We start from the raw sequence: 17,919 nt of genomic DNA on the forward strand, positions 1-17,919 counted from the left end.
TCTCCTAAACCAAGGTTTCCGGGAATGCAGCCATAACCGGATAAATCCGTAATAATCCCGTCATTACAGCAAACATGAGGGAAAACAATGGCGGTCATCGGCTATATCCGCGTATCAACAACTGACCAAAACAGCGATTTACAGCGAAACGCGCTCATCAGCATAAATTGCGACCAGATTTTTGAGGACAAAATGAGCGGTAAAACCGCCGTCAGGCCGGGACTGAAACGGGCATTAAAGGCCATTCAGCCGGGCGATACGCTAGCAGTATGGAAACTGGACAGGCTCGGGCGCAGTGTCAAAAACCTGATAGCCCTGATATCTGATCTGCACGAACGCGGCGCACACTTCCGGTCACTGACGGACAGTATCGACACCAGCACCGCGATGGGGCGTTTTTTCTTTCACGTCATGTCAGCACTGGCAGAAATGGAACGCGAGCTGATAGTAGAGCGCACGTTGGCAGGATTGGCCGCAGCGAGAGAACAGGGCAGGGTCGGAGGACGACCGGCGGCACTGACACAGAATGATCGGGAGCAAATCGGCCGCCTGCTGGATAAGGGGCATTCCCGGCAGCAGTTGGCGATTATTTATGGAGTGGGGGTATCGACGATTTACCGGTATTTTCCGGCTGAAAGGCAGAAGAGAAAATAAAAAAGGGGGTGAAAGTTATTTCACCCCTTGCTGTGTTTATAACGACACCGGCAACATATCCATCAAATCGCTGAACTCCATCTCGGCCAGCCGTTCGCGTAGATCCTCACTGGCTTTCACAAGAGAAATACTGAATTCTATCCGCTTGGCTTTACCGTCTGAAAAGAACTCAGCCCGGCCTTCGTTCAGGCCGTCCATGATGTACATACCGTAAATCATGCCGGTACCCTCAATCAGAGGGTAAGGCCGTCCGCGATAGGCGGCAGTGCGCAGAAGTTCCAGTGAGATATCACCGCCGGTCACTTCCGGCAGCAGCACACCGTTCAGGGTAATCTTATCCTCACCCGCTCCGATATACTGCCAGCTTGCGGAACGGCCGACACGGTCATTTTTGGCATAGCGCCAGCTCATTGATCGCTGTAAGTTCTGGTAAGGTATGGTTTCCAGCATAAAAACAAACATACCGTAAATCATCATCATAGCGGTTACCCTATATCAGTGAGTTGTGACCGGCGGCGGCTGTCCTGAGAGCGTTTCAGTTTTTCCAGTTCCTGCCGTACCAGTGCCGCGATACTTTTCGCGTTTGCCATATCCACGCCATGAAAATGCAGCTCAATTTTATCTCCTTCCTGTTTAATGTCCTGCCGTGCAGCCGGGCGCTGCATTTCCATTTTTGCCGGAGTGAAGTCTGACGCGGCAATATCCGGAGTCGGTACGCGCTTAAAGGCAGACGGAGAACGCACAGACGGATCCTGATACAGTCCGTCCACTGCTTTAATTGCCGGGTAATTTTTAAAGACGATTTCACCGAGTTTATTCGGGTCTTTCGCCGCCTTGTCTGACGGGCTGCTGAAGCCGGAACCGTCTTTGTCTTTCTTCGCGGTCGGGTCATACACCCGTGAGCCGTAAGCGGCTTCTGTGGCTTCCTTCTGTTTGTTCTTTTTTTCCGCTTCTTTAATGGCTTCATCCCACGCGCCGGTTAATTTCTCCTTCGCTTTCCCGGCAACGTCTGAAACCTTTTTCCCCGCACCGTCGATAAAGTCACTGGCACCTTTCGGCAGTTTCCATTTAGGCGTGAGCAGGCTCATGACTTTTTCGCCCTGACCTTTCAGCTTCGCGGCATCCTCGGCGGAGAGTTCAACGGGCTTCATTTTGTTGATTTTATTTATGGCATCCTCGGCGGCTTTTGGCGCCATTCCGAGTTTTTCCAGAATCCAGCCGATCCCCCTGGCAACAATTTCAATCGGGGCAAGCAGAGAGCGGATAGCGATACCAACAACTTCACCAAATATTTTACCGGCAGACGTACAGGCCTGTAGTGCCTCATCAGAAGCTTTAATCGGCGTAAACAGCTCTGAAAGCCATTCCCACACCTTTTTGATCGCCGTCCAGATACCATCAAAAACCGGTGCCAAACCGCCGAATACCGCGCTGAATGCCTCACCGAGCGGGGCAAGGGCAGTCATCAGGCCTTCGAAGAACCCGCCGAAAAAGGCTTTTACGTGATCCCAGTATTTATAAATCAGCAGCGCCGCACCAACGACAGCAGCGACGACAAGCCCGACAGGACTCATTAACAGCGAAAGGGCACCGGATGCCATTGATGCACCGAGTTTTATCACGTTAAAAAGCTTACCGAATGCGCCAACCGCCCCCATCAATCCCTGACCACCGGTTAGCAGAGAAAGACTCAGGCGCATAGCTGCAAACGGCAGCATAACAGCGGCAGCACCTGCGGCCAGTGTGCCGAGAGCGGCGGTTACGGTGGCAATAATCAGACCGGCTTTAATCAGCGCAGCGGATAATTCAGGATGTGTTTTCATCCAGTTACCAATGCTGCTGATTACATTGGTAATACCTTGTGCCAGATTACGCAGCGGGGAATCAACGCTTTCCTGCATCTGAATGCCGAGGTCTTCCCAGGCAGATTGCAGTTGCTTCAAATCCCCTTTCAGGTTGTCAATTTTGACTTTGGCGTTTTTATCCGCTTCGCCGCCGCTGTTTTCGTTGGCTTTTTTGAGTTCGTCATAACGGCCGTTTCCGGTAGCGTCGATAACGGCACCCATGCCGACCATTGCTTCCTCGCCGAATATCTCCTTTTTAATCCGGATCTGGCTTGCCTGGTCGAATTGCTTCAGTGCCTTGCCGACATCCTTCAGGATATCCCCGGCATCCCGCAGCTGGCCGTTAGAGTCCTTGATTGATACGCCGAGCTGCTCCATTGCCTTTTGACCTTTGCCGACAGGGGCAACAAGGCGGGATAAACCGGCACGCAGTGACGTACCTGCCATTGAACCGCGGATCCCGTTATCGGCCATCGTACCGGCCATAGCGGCCATACTTTCCAGACTGACCCCGAGCTGTGCGGCAACGGGTCCGGCATAAGTCATCGTTTCGCCGAGCATCCGTAAATCGGTGTTACTGCGGGTAAAGGTGGCGGTCAGAACGTCAGAGACGCGGTTCATCTGGTCAGCATCCATCCTGAACTGAGTCAGGACGTTTGAACCGATATCTGAAGCCTCACCGAGATCCATATCTCCGGCCAGACCCATGTTTAAAATACCGGGCAGTGCCGCTTTAATGGCTTCCGGCGTGAAACCGGCCATTGCGAGAAACTTCTGACCGGATGCCGCATCGGTTGCCGTGTATGCGGTACTTGCGCCGAGTTCCCGCGCCTGGTCACGCAGCATCTTCAGGCGCGGATCGCTTTTATCCAGGCGGGTCAGAGCCTGAACGCCGGACATGCCTTCATCAAAATCACGACCGGGAGCCATGACGCGGGATGCGGCATACAGAGCGCCGCCACCGGCAGCAGCGGCAGCTGCACCGCCCATTGCCATTTTGCCGCTCAGTTGTTTTGCTTTTTCGTACTGCGCCTGTGCCCGGGTAACGGATGCCAGCCGCTGGCGTTGTGCCTCAAGCTGCCGGTTATAGGCTTCGGTGCGCCGGGTGATTTGTGCTGTGGCGTTATCGCTGTTCCGGACAGATATACCGTGCCGGTACAGCTGCGCCGCCGCAGCCTGTAGCTTTTGCTTTTCACTGTCGAGAGAACGGCCAAGGCGGTCACGCGCCTGCCGTGCCTGTTCCAGTGCGCGTTTTTGTTCTTCAGTGCGCTGATTTAATGCCGGGTAGCTGTCGCGCAGAGCCTGAACTTTTGCCTTTGCCTCTTCGTAAGCCGTGGTATTGCGTCTGACAGACTGAGATAACCGATCAAACGTTGCCGCCTGACCGGCCAGATTTCTGATATTGTTCTGAGTGGCTTTTATCTGAGAGGCGAAACCGGCGGCGCTGCGCTGTGCAGCACTCACCGGTGAGGTAAAGTTATTGACGGCGTTAAGTGCTACCCGAATGCTGAGATTGCGATCTGTCATTCGTCCTGTCCTGTGCGTGCCGCCGCAAGGTCGTGCCACTTAAGTAACTCTGAAATTGTCATTTCGTCATAAGCGGACGGCGGCCAGTGGAACACCACGGCGATATCGGCGATCAGGTCATCAATATCCGTGGTGGGTATTTTGGTGATTATTCTTCCGGTTCGCGGATCTCGTCGTCCGGGGAACTCGGTGCTAAAAAAAGCGCCACCTCGTTAATCAACTGATAAAAACACTCAACCGGCATTTCAGAAATTTCCTGTTCAGACAGGCGCGGCTGTGTCACACGCGGCAGCAGAGTGATCATAGAGTTCACATCTCCGGTGGCGACTTCCCACATTTTCAGGCCGCGCAGGGTTCCGGCCTGACGCATGGCTTCAGTAATCGTAACTTCGGTGATTGTTTTGCCATTTTTCAGAGAGACAGGGCATTTAAATTTAACAATAGACATAGCGATAGTTCCTGTGAATAAGCGTTGTAATCAGCGCCACGGCGTGACGCTGCGGGTAAAATTAATGGCCGATATTGGCGCGGTGTTCTGCCAGTCGGTCAACGCCGTTAACGATCCATTTCATGTTGATTAAATCCAGCTCGAAAATGTCCTCACCATCAGCAGTAATTTTGACGTAGGTATTTTTCAGCGTGTATTTATGCTGGGTGTTGTCCCCGGCCTTGGCGGTGCCCTGGTCAAGTTCGTTAAAACGTCCGCGTGTCTGGATCTCATACGCGGTTGTTTCACCGGTTGCATCGTCATAGTAGGAACCGGCAAAGCGGTACTGTGTACCGTCAATCGTGCCGCCCCACTGTTTGATAAGTTCGACATTCAGGCCACCCATTGCGACATCCATGTCGAGCGCCCCGGCATCAAAGCCGAGATTGACCGCCACGGCACCGAGCATTCCGCCACCCTGATAATCTTCGGTTTTCATCGTCAGTTTAGGTGGCGTAACCTCTTCTACTTGTCCAAGGTAGGTTTGACCGTTAATAAACAGGTCAAACATAAAGAGTTTTTTAGGCATTCCCATGATTTACGCTCCTGAACCTAATTGATCGAACACCGCAAAATAATCATCGGTGAATGTTTGCACCAGTCCGAGGCGTTCCAGTGGTGGCACCGGGGTGTATTTGTATTTGATGATCGCGTGACCATCAATTAACTGCGTGCGCGGGTTATCCGCCGGGTCATACCAGCAATGGAAACCAAGCAGGCGTCCCTGTGTGACCAGTTGATCCCCTTTCTGCTGGATACCGGCGATAACATCTTTGACCAGTGACGGTGTAAGCGGCTTATCGTTGTAAGAGAAATGCGCCTCAGCAATCATTTCAGCCAGAGTCTGTGCGGTACGGGTGAATACTTCAAAGAAATAGGTTTCTTCGTCACACGTCCGGTTGCCCCAGAAGCGGAACCCTTTATTTTTGATCAGGGTGGTAATGCCTTTTTCGTTCAGGTCATTAGAATCGGTATCTTTATCCTGCAATGACCAGTACACATCAGCAGAAATGCCGACCACACCATTAACGGGGACGTTTGATAACGATTTATGCCAGCCCTGTTCTTCATCAATACGGGCACGCAATCCGGCTGCAATCGCAGGTGCAGGGATAATTTCGTTTTTTCCGGTCTGTATGTTGTAGCCGATAAAGTCCGGGTAAATCACCATGACTTCACGCTGACTCAGATCCTTGCGGTACTCTTTCGCTTCGGCAATCGTGGTGCAGCCGTTGGCGGACACATAAGCAAAGGCTTTCAGCTTTTCAGCAATAATTGCCAGTTGCAGCGCTACCGGCTTTGTATCGAGTTCCGGCACTATCAGAATGCGCGGGTGTTCGTCTGTTTTGGTTTTTGCCGTCAGCAGCGCAAACATTCCTGTGTAGCGACCATCAGCACCATTACCGCCGATAACAAGCTGATCCTGAGTTTTGGCTGTCTCGCCCTCTTTGGGCTGGATATTGGCCGCATCTGCCACACGAATCACAATCACTTTCGGGCTGCACTGGTCAGAAATGGCTTTCAGGGTTTTATACAGGGTGCCGGTTTTACCTGCTTTCCCGATAACGGAAATAATGCGGGTAATCAGCACCGGCTCATTAAGCGGAAATTGTTCCGCATCAGCATCATCACCCGTGCAGACAACACCGATTGTTGAGGTGTTTAAATTGCGGATCAGGGTGGTGAGTTTGGTTGTCTCGTTGACTTCCACGCCGTGATGATAAGTCATAATTCAGCCTCACAAAAAAAAGAAGTAACGCTATTGTCATGATAAAACCCTGCTAAATCATGCGCTTTCACTTGTGATATCAGTGTGACAAGCAAAAGCGGTACAGCCACGCGCGCGCGATGTGGGAAAGTGTCCGCATAAGGGGGGCGCATGTTCGAACAATATTTTGATCCGGAACTGGTAAAACAACCGGCCTTTGATATCACTATCGGCGGAAAGCAGGTGTTAAGCCTGAACGGGCGCATGATGGGACTGACTCTGACGGACAACCGGGGCTTTGAAGCTGACACGCTGGAAATCACCATTGATGATACTGACGGAAAAATAGAGCTGCCGCCGCGCGGGGTTGAGGTCAGTGTCGCTATCGGCTGGCGCGGTGAACAACTGACGCATAAAGGTATTTTCACTGTTGATGAGGTGAGTCACTCCGGGCCACCTGACCAGTTAATTGTTACAGCGCGGTCTGCGGATTTCCGGCAGGACTTCAACGTTAAGCGCGAATACAGCTGGCACGATATCACTGTCGGTAAGGTGGTCAGTGCTATTGCCGGACGCTACAACCTGACGCCGGCAGTCAGCCGACAACTGATTGATATTGAAATAGACCACGCTGACCAGACTAATGAGAGCGATATCAGTTTCCTGTCACGCATGGCGGAAATGCTGGGCGCTATTGCGACTATCAAAAACGGGAACCTGTTGTTTATCATCCCGAACCGGGGGCTGTCAGCCAGCGGCAAGCCGATACCGGAAATCGTGATCACCCGTGACAGCGGCGATAAGCACAGCTTCCGCGTGGCTGACCGGGACGCTTACACCGGCGTAAAGGCGAACTGGCTGGATCTCAACTTCGGGAAAAAACCGGAAACCAGCGTGAAGCGGAAGAAACGTAAAAGTAAAAAGCCCAAAAAAGAAAAGAAAGAAAAATCAAGCAGTAAAGAGGGTGAATATCTGGAAGGGGCAGAGGGTAACGTTTTTGTGATGCGTCAGACCTTTAAAACCGAGACAGCGGCAAAACGGGCTGCGGCGGCAAAGTGGCTTAAACTGCAACGCGGGGCGGCGGAGTTTTCTATCACGCTGGCGCGTGGCCGGGCAGACCTGTTTCCGGAAATGCCAGCCACCGTAAGCGGATTTAAATCGGTGATTGATAATCACAAATGGATTATTGCCCGGGTGGTGCATCAGATAGGTGAGGGGGGCTTTCAGACACAGCTTGAATTAGAGCTTAAAATTGATAATGACAATATGGTGGATGGTGATAATTCAGACAACTAATTTAACGTGATATAATTGGAACAGGCAAACCCCCGAACCAAGGTTTTACAATGGCGTTTAATTGTCCAAAATGCGGCGCCGCATCCTGGACTCGCACCAGCGAGCCGGTAACTGAAGAAACGAAACGCAGCTATCACCAGTGTCAAAATATACTGTGTGGCTGTACTTTTACCACCCTGACAAGCGTCGAACGGTATTTAACAAAGCCCGCCCCACAGCCACTGCCGACAGGGTTTCGCCTGCCGGAGAATGCGTTTCCGAAAAGCCATTACGGCGAAAATCAATTAGTATTGCCGATGTAAAAATAAAGCCCCTCAATTTGAGGGGCTTCGCATATCTGGTTTAAATATTATTCGTAGTCGAAAGAAATAATATCCCCTGTGATGATATCAACTTTTGCCACGGCTCTCTGTTTTACGGTAGCGTTATATTGATTCTTCCCGGTAAAGGTTGTTATGACTGTGGCAACCGGCGGTTTTGCGCTGAGATCCATTCGGTAGGTTGTCGATTCGTGGGAATAGCTGCGGCTATCATTCATATCATTTTTAATCTGTTTTTCTAATGGCCGGTAAGAACCGTCAAAAGAAGAAAATTTAGATACGAAGTTATCCAGGTTAACACGGTCATTCAGTGCGCTGACAGAACGGTCAAAGTCAGCTTTACACCAGCCGAGAACCTCGGCCAATGTCAGATCTGTATTTTTCGTGTAACTCATTTGACTGAGGCAGCTATAAAAAATATCGAAGTGAGAACCATCGAACGGCACACTTGCCAGGTAGTTTTTAACAATATCCTGCCGGGTCGCCTGAGCCTCATTGCGGTATTCTTTCAGTGTCATACGCGGGTATTTGAATGCAGGGATTTCGGGGTTATTGGTTACTGCTGCTGTTTCGTTTTGCTGCGCCTGTTTTTCTTCTTTTTTATCGGGAGATAACTGCGAGCCAATGACGGCAAAAACCAGAAACGCGCCAAGATAAACCAAAGCAGCCTTGCCTCTACCGGGCATTTTAACGGCCTGTGGTTTGATCATTCCAATAACAAAAGCCAGGAAAGAGACAACCGCAATCAAGAAAATAATATCTTCCATAGAGTCACCATCGGTTAAGTAAAGTTAAACAATCAGAGTCGGTACATTGAACAGGCAGGAAGAGATAAAGTAAAGCCCCCGGGTACAGGGGCTTTTGTGGTACGTGGTCAATAATGGTCGATAGTGGACAGTATGTGGACGTTCAGTAATTTACACTTATATATTTCAATGGGTTAAGAGTAAAAACTGAACACCATCCCTGTCTTTTACAGCCCCTCTCGAGGGGCTTTTTTTTGCCTGTTTTTTGGCACCGGAGATTCCGCAGATAAAAAAAGCGGCCTTGCGGCCGCCGTAACTGAATCACAACGGGAAATTAAAAGTTGTAGCGCACGCCGATATTGCCGTGCAGCGGCGATTCTGTTTTGTCGCCTTTGCGGTAATCGATTTCCGCATACGCCTGAATCTGCGGCGTGAAACGGACAGTTAACCCGCCGCCGGCTTTCAGGCTGTCGCCGGAGAAATCGGTGTCAAACGTATTGCGCTGGTTAATGGTCACATCATTATTGCTGATAAACTCATGCTGCCAGGCCAGTGTGGCGTAAGGGGTGATGATCACCTGATTGTTCAGAGTGAAATCTTTACCCGCGTGCAGGCCGAGTTCGGATTGCAGGGACTGCTGTGCGTCCAGTTTTGCCTGCATATTATTGTTCAGGTGAACTGATTTGCTGTCCGCACGCATATAGCTCAGGCGGGCATACGGTTCCGCCCAGAAGGCTTCCGGCAGATCAAAGGAGTAACCGGCTTCTGCGGATGCGCCGTAGGCATTCTGTGAATAATCCCCGCGGATGCTGCTGCGGTTGGTGGAAACCGCGCGTAACTCATTATTGAAATGGTTATATTTCAGCACACCATCGAGATACCAGCCGTTATCCGAGAACCAGGTGGCGTAACCACCGGCAGTAATACTGTCGATGCTGCTTTCGCCGCCGCGCTGATGCTTCAGTTTGACATCGTTATAGCCGGTAAAGACGCCGAGCCATAATTTGCCGTTTTCCAGCGGGACAGATTTATCCGCACCCAGCTCAAAACCGGCCTGATTCAGTTTAAAGTGTGTGTGTCCGGTACCTGCGCGGGTTCTGTCGCCGGTCAGACGCACCCAGACCCCCGCATCGCCCTGATTATCCCGTAATTCGCCGCGGCGGAACCGCAGATTGTCGAGTTCGTGATTAAAAATCAGCTGCGGCGCGGCAGCCATGGATAACACCGCATCGGTGGATGGTGTGGTTTTATCCTCAGGTACGACCGGCGGAACCGGCTTTTCAGGCTCGCCCGGCTCGTCTTTCTGAGCCGCCAGATACCAGATTTTGCCGTCCTGCTCATCACGCTGATAGAGCGAGTACATATAGGTCCCGCCGTCCACCGCATTGATATTGGTACCGTCGAGGGCGCTCAGACGGAACTGTGCATTGCTGCTTTCGTCCGTGATTAAATCAAGACGTGATTCATCCGGACGGGTAATTTCAGCCCCGGAATCCTGTACATTCAGAGCATGCTCGCCACTGCCGTTACGGATGGTGAGGTAATCACCTTGTTGCTCCGCAATGGCTGTGTTCATATAAAATGTCTGGCTGCCGGAGAGATTATCAATGGTCAGATGGCTGTACCCGGCGTTGACCGGTGCAACAAACCGGACCTGGCCCTGTCCGCTGAGCGAACCGGCAAAGGCGGCATTCCCGGTATCACCGGTGATCACCAGCAGAGTGCTGTCCGGGCCGGATAAGATGACATTTTCCGCATAAGCCCCGGCATCCGCAGCCAGTCTGTCTTCTGAACCGGCCGTCAGCTGTACCTGCGACTGCTGATTAACCGTAGTGACGCCGAGGAGCTGTGCCCCTGCCGCCAGCCAGCTTTTGGCGCGATCATTCAGTGTGGTATCTGTCGCGGAGGAGCCGCTGTAAATACTTTGTACGGCGGTGTCATATAATTCGTTATTAATGGCTTGTCCGCCACCTTTGATTATCTGGGCGCCGCCATTTTTTACCAGGTTAAATTCCGCAATACCGGCAGCTGCGGCGGCATTCTGACTGAAAATATATTGCTGGCCGCCGTCAACAGTTGTATTGGTTGCTTTGGAATCATCAACCACATATTGCCGTGCTCCGGCGTTCACGAGGGTATTATCGGCAAAACCCTTGCCGTGCAGTTGCTGTAATCCGCCGTCATTAATAATGGTGCTGTCTGCAAATCCTCCGGATTTCAGCATCTGGGCACCGCCGTTATTCACGACCGTATTCAGGGATTTACCGTCCTGCTGGACATATTCATAACCGCCGTCATTAACCTGTGTACCGGTTGATTCCCCGCCCAGGTAAATAAATAATTTCCCGCCGCTGTTGACGGTATTATTTACAGACTGACCCGGGTCATCTGCTTTACCGGTATTACTGACATAGACGGTTCCGCCGTTGAGTACGGAATCTTTTAATGTTCCGCCATCCAGAACACGAATTAATCCGCCGCTCTGAATATCAATACGGTTGCCGGTGGCCGGAAAACCGGTGTGATACCCGTCCCAGGCAATATGGGTTGTTTTATCAATCCAGACTTCAGCGCCGCCCTGAACCTGAGAATCCTCAAACAGGCCGAGTACACTGAGTTTACTGCCGCTCAGCAGGGTCAGATCTTTTGCGATCCCGATATAGTCTGCGGGATCGCCGATAACCGATGCGCCAACCTCATAGCACTGGTCCGCGGTGAGTTCTCCGGTCAGTGTTGAGCTCCCGCCGTAAGTAATACTGCCTCTGTCACCACAGAATGTTTCAGCCATAACCAATGAAGGTGCTGTGCTGAAAATAACGGACAGAATAGCGAGGTGTAAGATTTTCTTTTTTGTTTTCATTAGTTATTCCCTGGTGTCGGTATATATAACGAAAGCCATTTCATCAGACGGAAATGGTAAATTTAAAAGGCGTAAATTTTATTTATGAGATGAGTATCTTATTTAAGGTTTGTTTAATCAATGGGAGCAAAAATGCATATTTAAGTGATTTTTTAAAATTAACTGATGGTAATGAATCTTAATACACATTATGAATGAAGTTAATCTGATGGTTTTTTTATTTCTTTGGTTGGAGTAAAATTCTGATATTGTCTGTTTTTGGGTTATTTTTCTTGCTTAAGTTCCATATTTGATTTATCAGGGGTAATGGATATACCCGCGACATGCGTAATAGCGGTGATGTAATAAATATTAATTTAGTATGACAAAATATTACGGATGTCTGTTTTTTAAATCCGGTCATAAATTATATTCAACAATTGCAAAAAAATATTATATAAACTTCTATTGCATTATTTATGTCACGATGTGAGTAATGACATAATTTCTTACGTTTTGTTTTTATTAATTACATAATGTGCGGTAAATCCGGATATATATTCTTTCCCGGATATGCCTTTTATTTCAGATCCTGCCTTTGACCCCTGCTTTTCCGGTAACGCATTATTTGTGAAAAAAATGTTTCATATCCGCTAATTATTTTCTGTTTTTCAGGTATCCTTAACGGGTATGCTGAGTAATCCTGCGGTTATGACAGGCCTGTGTTTCCGGTGTCTCAAAATGACAAAAAAATCCGCAAAGATAGGTGCATCCGGCTAAACCTTATCTTACTATAGGATTAGGTGAATCAATTCAGCAATGCGTTACAGCAGTGAATTCCCGAAGCCTGACCGGGGAAGCGTGATAACATGCCGCTCAGGTTTTTCAGATTTACACATATTACATCTGCAAATCAGAGGTCATCATGAGCAAGAAGATCAAACGAATCGGTGTGCTGACAAGCGGCGGTGATGCGCCGGGCATGAATGCTGCAATCCGTGGCGTTGTCCGCGCTGCGCTGTCAGAAGGGCTGGAAGTTATCGGGATTTATGACGGCTATCTCGGCCTGTATGAAAACCGGATGAAACAGCTCGACCGCTTCAGTGTCTCTGATGTGATCAACCGTGGCGGTACCTTCCTCGGGTCGGCGCGTTTCCCGGAATTCCGTGATGACAAAGTGCGGGAAACCGCGATTGAAAATTTGCGCAAAAATGGCATCGATGCGCTGGTGGTTATCGGCGGGGACGGTTCTTATCTCGGTGCCAAAAAACTGACCGAAGCGGGTTTCCCGTGTATCGGCCTGCCGGGGACTATCGATAATGACGTGGCGGGAACCGACTACACCATCGGCTATTTTACCGCGCTGGAAACCGTGGTTGAAGCTATTGACCGCCTGCGGGATACCTCCACATCTCACAAACGTATCTCTATTGTGGAAGTGATGGGCCGCTATTGCGGTGACCTGACACTGTCCGCTGCCATTGCCGGGGGCTGTGAATTTATCGTTCTGCCGCCGAACGAAGTGGAATACAGCAGTGATGAGCTGATTGCAGAAATCAAAGCCGGGATTGATAAAGGCAAACGCCATGCGATTGTGGCGATCACCGAACATGTCACCGACGTGTATGAACTGGCGCGGCAGATAGAGGCGACAACACATCACGAAACCCGTGCAACGGTACTGGGGCATATCCAGCGCGGCGGCTCGCCGGTGGCGTATGACCGTATCCTGGCATCCCGCATGGGCGCTTATTCTATTCAGTTACTGCTGGAAGGTTACGGCGGCCGCTGTGTCGGGATCCAGAATGAAAAACTGGTTCATCACGATATTATTGATGCGGTGATGAATATGAAGCGGGTGTTTAAGAAAGACTGGTATGAGACCGCGAAGAAACTCTACTAAAAAATCCTCGTCATCCTTCAGCCTGTGGCGGTGTTGGCTTCATTCATCGCCCGGGTCACATACTTGATGTATGCTCCCCGGACTCTTCATTTTGCCGCCTTGCCACAGACTGAATGATTCAGAGGATTGCGTGAATTTTTCAAGATAATACCTGATGACTCAATTTGGGATTAATCAGAATAAAAAGAAGCGGCGATTTCGCCGCTTTTTGCTGTCCGGAGCCCGGAGATTATTTTGCAGCTTTGGCTGCCGCTGCGGCTTTGACGATCACGGCGAAAGCATCTGCTTTCAGTGATGCGCCGCCGACTAATGCACCGTCGATATCCGGCTGGGTAAACAGCTCTGCGGCGTTTTTATCATTTACAGAACCGCCGTACTGGATAATAACCTGCTCTGCCACTTTCGCATCTTTCTTCGCGATATGGCTGCGGATAAATTTGTGCACTGCCTGTGCCTGGGCAGGCGTGGCAGATTTGCCGGTACCGATAGCCCAGATTGGCTCATACGCGATGACGGCGCCGAGGAATGCATCTGCACCCTGAGTGTTCAGAACCGCATCAATCTGACGTGCGCAGACTTCTTCGGTTTTACCCGCTTCATTTTCTGCTTCGGATTCACCGATGCACAGTACCGGGGTCAGACCCAGTTTTTTCAGGATCGCGAATTTCTCTGCCACTAATTCATCACTCTCACCGTGGTAAGTGCGGCGCTCGGAGTGGCCGATAATGATGTATTGTGCGCCGATGTCTTTCAGCATTTCAGGGGAAGTTTCGCCGGTGAACGCACCGGAGAGATTCAGACCGGTATCCTGGGCACCCAGTACAATGGAGGAGCCCGCCAGAACCTGTTTGGCCTGAGAGAGATAAATTGCCGGTGGTGCGATCGCAACATCACATCCGGTGACATTGCCGATTTCATGACGCAGAGCGGTGATCAGCTCATAAACCATTTTACTGCTGCCGTTCAGCTTCCAGTTACCCATGACTAAGGGATGTCGCATTGTATTTCCTCCTGCCGGAATGAGTTAAATGACTTAAGCTTTATTACCATTGTCCGCGCAGAGCGGCGAACAGGCAAACAGAGAGACAGTATAGTGAAAGCGGCGCGAAATAGCTTTGCTTTTCGGCCACTGTTTACTGTGCCGTATCACTATTAGATAGCGAAAGCTTAATCGGTTCAATAGCGAAAGTTACCCCATTTTTGTCATCAACTACCAGAAGATAGCGTAATGCACCGAATTGAGAGGCGTAAGTGCCGGTTTTGAAATCCGTTGCCAGTGCCCGGCTCAGGGCGGCATCAATATTGCTTTTATTGAGTGTCGGTTCGAACTGAATAATCAGTGCCTTAATATAGGCCAGCATCAGGGCGCGGTTGGTTTTTTCCGCTGCACTGTCCGCGCCGGGCAGCAGTGTCAGCTGAAGACTTTTGATTTTTTCACTGTCGCGCTCAAGGATGGCGGAAGAGTAAATATAAGGGCTGATGCGGGTTGCCGCCCGCAGATAGCTGGCGGTAATGTCGTTTGAGGCCACGACTTTGTATTCCCGTAATGGCAGCGACGGGTTGTTGCGGTTAAACTGTTCGCGCATAACGGGGATGGTGATGCCGAAAGCAGGGGCATCCGCCTGAAGCCAGAGTGTTTCCGGCGGGCAGGGGATGGGGATCAGCACCGCGTCACCGGCCGCAGCCGGTGTAACGGGCAGCAGCGTGCATCCCGCTGTCAGGGCGGCCAGTGCGGTTTTTTTGACTGCGTTCATAGCGACTCCCTGTGGTCCGTCTGCAATATAACCAGTGTACACGATTAGGAAAGAGAAATGACACTACAACAATGGGCGTTTTCGTTTCACGGGCGGATCGGCCGCAAAGCATTCTGGGCGGGGATCGGCGTGTGCGGCGCAGTGCTGTTTCTCCTGATGTCATTACAGGGGCTGTTTAAGCTGCCTGTTGAAGTGATTATGGTGCCGGTGCTGATGGTGATGTATCCCGCCGCCGCGATTTTTACCAAACGCCTGCATGACCGCAACAAGCGCGGCGGCTGGGCGTTAATGCTGGTGATGGCGTGGGCACTGACCACGCCGGACTGGAGCCTCGCCGGTGATTTCTGGCAGTGGGGACTGGGGCGTTTTCTGCCGATTTTTATCGTGATGATAATGGTGCTCGACTGCGGTGTGTTTAAAAGTCTTGATGAGGGCAACCGCTTCGGGGAGAGCACACAGCCGGTGGATAAAATCGACAGCCACTGAGGCAGAGACAGCGGGCGCACCCGCTGTCAGGGTATCACCAGTATTGCTCGCTGGTGATATGGCCGGGTTTGCGGCGCAGGTGTTTGCGCATCTCCCGCTCAGTTTTCAGCAGATTTTGTGTGTCTTTCACCATCTCCGGGTTACCGCACAGCATCACATGGCTGTTTTCGGCGGTCAGCGGTAATCCGGCGGCGGTTTCCAGCTCACCGGAACTGATCAGCGCCGGTACCCGGCCATGCAGTGAGCCTTCCGCATGCTCCCGGCTGACAACAGTCACAATCCGCAGTTTGTCACTCCCGATTTTTTTCTGCAGTTCCCGCATCAGCGGCAGATAGCTCAGGTCGGCGGCATAGCGCACGGCATGCACCAGCACAATATGACGGAACCGCTCCAGATCCTTGCCATATTGCAGAATGGATAAAAACGGGCCGATGGCGGTGCCGGTGGATAGCATCCAGAGGGTGTCGCAGTCCGGTACTTCATCAAGCACAAAAAAACCGGCCGCTTCATCGGTGATCAGCAGTTCATCTCCCGGGGTCAGGGTTACCAGACGCGGGCTGAGTTTACCGTCGCCGACAGTGACCAGATAAAATTCGAGGTCATCATTGTCCGGTGCATTAACATAAGAATAAGCGCGCTGTGTGCGTTCGCCGTCAATTTCCAGGCCGAGTTTGGCGAATTGTCCCGCTGTAAAGGGAAGGACAGGTGCCTGAACATGCAGGCTGAATAAGGTATCAGTATGGTGTGTGATACGTGTGACACGTCCTGTGATCCAGTTTGACATGCATAACCTCCGTCAGTCGCAGAATGGTCGTTATTAATATGTAAACCAGTGTAATAAGCCAACGGGGAAAAATGTATCGATTAAATGCGTCAGAGGATCCTGTCGCATGAATACGATAAATCAGGATGAACTGTACAGTTTAGTTGCCGGAAACAGCATAAAAACGGTCGTTCTGTTACAAAAATAAATGTGTGAACTATCTCCCAAAATTTTTTTAATTTGCTATTTTATACGGTATCGCAAGTATGACTGATTCCGGCCGCGATTAATGCTGCCGGAATTGTGCTGTGCCCTCCCGGTGACAATGTAAAGACAGACAATAAAAATGAAAAAACTGGAAAACTTTCATCTGCTGGTAATGCTGATTGCGCTGATTGCTGTCGGGCAAATGACGCAGACAGTGTATGTGCCTGTAATAACGGATATTGCGCTGGATTTCGGTAAACCGGCGGGTGCCGTGCAGAGCGTGATGGCGGCGTATTTATTTACTTATGGTGCATCCCAGCTTATTTACGGGCCGATTTCAGATAAAGTCGGCCGCCGTCCGGTGATCCTCACCGGGTTATTTATTTATGTGTTATCCACGACTGCCGCGCTGTTTTCACCGAACCTGACCATGCTGGTGATTGCCAGCGGGTTACAGGGATTAGGGACCGGGGTGGCCGGGGTGATGGCGCGGACCATGCCGCGTGACTTATACACCGGAATTTCCCTGCGCTATGCCAACAGCCTGCTGAATATGGGGATCCTGGTCAGTCCGCTGATCGCCCCGATGCTCGGCGGTGCGCTGGCGTTTTTCTTCGGCTGGCGCGCCTGTTATGCGTTTCTGCTCCTGCTTGGCCTGGCGGTGGGTTATAACATGTGGCACAAGCTGCCGGAAACCCGTCCGCCGATGAAAGAGAAACCTAAAATGTGGGCCTCTTTCCGTCTGCTGCTGACCAACCGGACATTTGTACCGTATCTGGCGATGCTGATTTGCGGCCTGGCCGGGGTGGCAGTATTTGAGGCATCCAGCGGTGTGCTGATGCGTGACGGCCTGGGGCTGGGCAGTATGGCGGTGAGTATTCTGTTTATTCTGCCGATACCTGCGGCATTTTTCGGTGCCTGGTTTGCCGGGCGTGACAGTAAATCCTTCAGTTTTCTGGTGTGGTGTGCGGTAATCTGCTGCCTGGTGGCTGGTGCGCTGATGTGGGTCCCGGGGCTGCTGGGCGTGATGAATGTCTGGACCTTACTGATCCCTGCCGCGCTGTTTTTCTTTGGTGCCGGGATGCTGTTCCCGCTGGCCACCACAGCGGCCATGGAGCCGTTCCCGTATCTGGCGGGGGCTGCGGGTGCGCTGGTGGGCGGATTGCAGAATGTGGGTTCCGGTGTTGCCACCTGGATTTCTGCACTGATGCCGCAGGGCGGGCAGGGCAGTGTCGGCCTGCTGATGCTGGCGGTCTCTGTGATTATGGTGTTGTGCTGGCTGCCGCTGGCTCACCGGTTGCAGAATCAGCAGCCGATGGCATCCTGAGTCAGGCTGCTGATATAAAGAAAACGGGCACTATTGTGCCCGTTGTTCTGTTTCGCAA

General features: G+C 51.2%; 17 protein-coding genes. 6 read left to right on the forward strand and 11 right to left on the reverse strand.

What is annotated here, in order from left to right:
* The first annotated feature begins 87 nt into the window (after nt 1–87).
* Nucleotides 88–654 carry a recombinase family protein gene (locus ACSBQN_RS17710; protein ID WP_218453833.1) on the forward strand — a complete coding sequence of 189 codons (567 nt, stop codon included), beginning with the start codon at nt 88–90 and terminating at the stop codon, nt 652–654.
* Nucleotides 655–690: 36 nt separating this feature from the next.
* On the opposite strand, the gene ACSBQN_RS17715 is transcribed toward ACSBQN_RS17710, so the two are convergent.
* From ACSBQN_RS17715 to ACSBQN_RS17740, 6 genes are all read right to left on the reverse strand, one after another.
* Nucleotides 691–1,134 carry a phage tail protein gene (locus ACSBQN_RS17715; RefSeq protein ID WP_049246069.1) on the reverse strand — a complete coding sequence of 148 codons (444 nt, stop codon included), beginning with the start codon at nt 1,132–1,134 and terminating at the stop codon, nt 691–693.
* Between the two features lie 5 nt (nt 1,135–1,139).
* Nucleotides 1,140–4,025 (reverse strand): phage tail tape measure protein, encoded by a 2,886-nt coding sequence (locus tag ACSBQN_RS17720; RefSeq protein WP_434991785.1) that lies wholly within the window; start codon nt 4,023–4,025, stop codon nt 1,140–1,142.
* Nucleotides 4,022–4,177, reverse strand: coding sequence for a GpE family phage tail protein (locus tag ACSBQN_RS17725; protein WP_434991794.1), 156 nt, complete (start codon nt 4,175–4,177; stop codon nt 4,022–4,024). Before ACSBQN_RS17725 ends, ACSBQN_RS17720 begins: the two co-directional genes overlap by 4 nt.
* Nucleotides 4,174–4,473: a phage tail assembly protein gene (locus tag ACSBQN_RS17730; RefSeq protein WP_186722621.1), complete on the reverse strand. Its 300-nt coding sequence runs from the start codon at nt 4,471–4,473 to the stop codon at nt 4,174–4,176. The genes ACSBQN_RS17725 and ACSBQN_RS17730 overlap by 4 nt, the downstream gene beginning before the upstream one ends.
* Nucleotides 4,474–4,534: 61 nt before the next feature.
* A complete protein-coding gene (locus ACSBQN_RS17735) occupies nt 4,535–5,047 on the reverse strand; it encodes a phage major tail tube protein (protein ID WP_434991787.1) in 513 nt (170 codons plus the stop codon).
* 3 nt (nt 5,048–5,050) lie between these two features.
* Nucleotides 5,051–6,241, reverse strand: a complete 1,191-nt coding sequence (locus ACSBQN_RS17740; RefSeq protein WP_434991788.1) for a phage tail sheath subtilisin-like domain-containing protein — start codon at nt 6,239–6,241, stop codon at nt 5,051–5,053.
* A gap of 150 nt (nt 6,242–6,391) precedes the next feature.
* Here ACSBQN_RS17740 and ACSBQN_RS17745 point away from each other — a divergent pair, with 150 nt between their 5' ends.
* Nucleotides 6,392–7,516: a phage late control D family protein gene (locus ACSBQN_RS17745; RefSeq protein ID WP_434991790.1), complete on the forward strand. Its 1,125-nt coding sequence runs from the start codon at nt 6,392–6,394 to the stop codon at nt 7,514–7,516.
* Nucleotides 7,517–7,566: 50 nt separating this feature from the next.
* Complete coding sequence (locus tag ACSBQN_RS17750) at nt 7,567–7,818, forward strand: ogr/Delta-like zinc finger family protein (RefSeq protein ID WP_071997688.1); 252 nt, start codon at nt 7,567–7,569, stop codon at nt 7,816–7,818.
* Between the two features lie 47 nt (nt 7,819–7,865).
* Here the strand turns inward: ACSBQN_RS17750 and ACSBQN_RS17755 are convergent, their stop codons facing one another.
* Nucleotides 7,866–8,603, reverse strand: coding sequence for a hypothetical protein (locus ACSBQN_RS17755; RefSeq protein WP_434991791.1), 738 nt, complete (start codon nt 8,601–8,603; stop codon nt 7,866–7,868).
* A 313-nt stretch (nt 8,604–8,916) separates the two neighbouring features.
* Nucleotides 8,917–11,442 (reverse strand): autotransporter outer membrane beta-barrel domain-containing protein, encoded by a 2,526-nt coding sequence (locus tag ACSBQN_RS17760; RefSeq protein WP_354633023.1) that lies wholly within the window; start codon nt 11,440–11,442, stop codon nt 8,917–8,919.
* 904 nt (nt 11,443–12,346) lie between these two features.
* Between ACSBQN_RS17760 and pfkA the strand changes: the two genes are divergently transcribed.
* Entirely contained in the window at nt 12,347–13,324 is a 978-nt protein-coding gene (gene pfkA, locus ACSBQN_RS17765) for a 6-phosphofructokinase (RefSeq protein ID WP_004240806.1), read from the forward strand.
* Nucleotides 13,325–13,553: 229 nt separating this feature from the next.
* On the opposite strand, the gene tpiA is transcribed toward pfkA, so the two are convergent.
* Complete coding sequence (gene tpiA / locus ACSBQN_RS17770) at nt 13,554–14,324, reverse strand: triose-phosphate isomerase (protein WP_004240805.1); 771 nt, start codon at nt 14,322–14,324, stop codon at nt 13,554–13,556.
* 133 nt (nt 14,325–14,457) lie between these two features.
* Nucleotides 14,458–15,078: a DUF1454 family protein gene (locus ACSBQN_RS17775; RefSeq protein ID WP_024473655.1), complete on the reverse strand. Its 621-nt coding sequence runs from the start codon at nt 15,076–15,078 to the stop codon at nt 14,458–14,460.
* A gap of 57 nt (nt 15,079–15,135) precedes the next feature.
* Between ACSBQN_RS17775 and ACSBQN_RS17780 the strand changes: the two genes are divergently transcribed.
* On the forward strand, nt 15,136–15,564 hold the full coding sequence (locus ACSBQN_RS17780; protein WP_004236619.1) for a DUF805 domain-containing protein: 429 nt from the start codon (nt 15,136–15,138) through the stop codon (nt 15,562–15,564).
* A gap of 34 nt (nt 15,565–15,598) precedes the next feature.
* Here ACSBQN_RS17780 and fpr read toward each other — a convergent pair whose 3' ends face one another.
* The gene (gene fpr, locus ACSBQN_RS17785) at nt 15,599–16,348 is read right to left on the reverse strand and encodes a ferredoxin--NADP(+) reductase (protein WP_024473654.1); all 750 of its coding nucleotides are present in this window, start codon (nt 16,346–16,348) and stop codon (nt 15,599–15,601) included.
* A gap of 325 nt (nt 16,349–16,673) precedes the next feature.
* On the opposite strand from fpr, the gene emrD reads away from it, so the two are divergent.
* Complete coding sequence (gene emrD, locus ACSBQN_RS17790; protein ID WP_024473653.1) at nt 16,674–17,861, forward strand: multidrug efflux MFS transporter EmrD; 1,188 nt, start codon at nt 16,674–16,676, stop codon at nt 17,859–17,861.
* Nucleotides 17,862–17,919 lie beyond the last annotated feature (58 nt).

The organism is Morganella sp. B601 (genome assembly GCF_051172335.1).
GTDB lineage: Bacteria > Pseudomonadota > Gammaproteobacteria > Enterobacterales > Enterobacteriaceae > Morganella > Morganella morganii.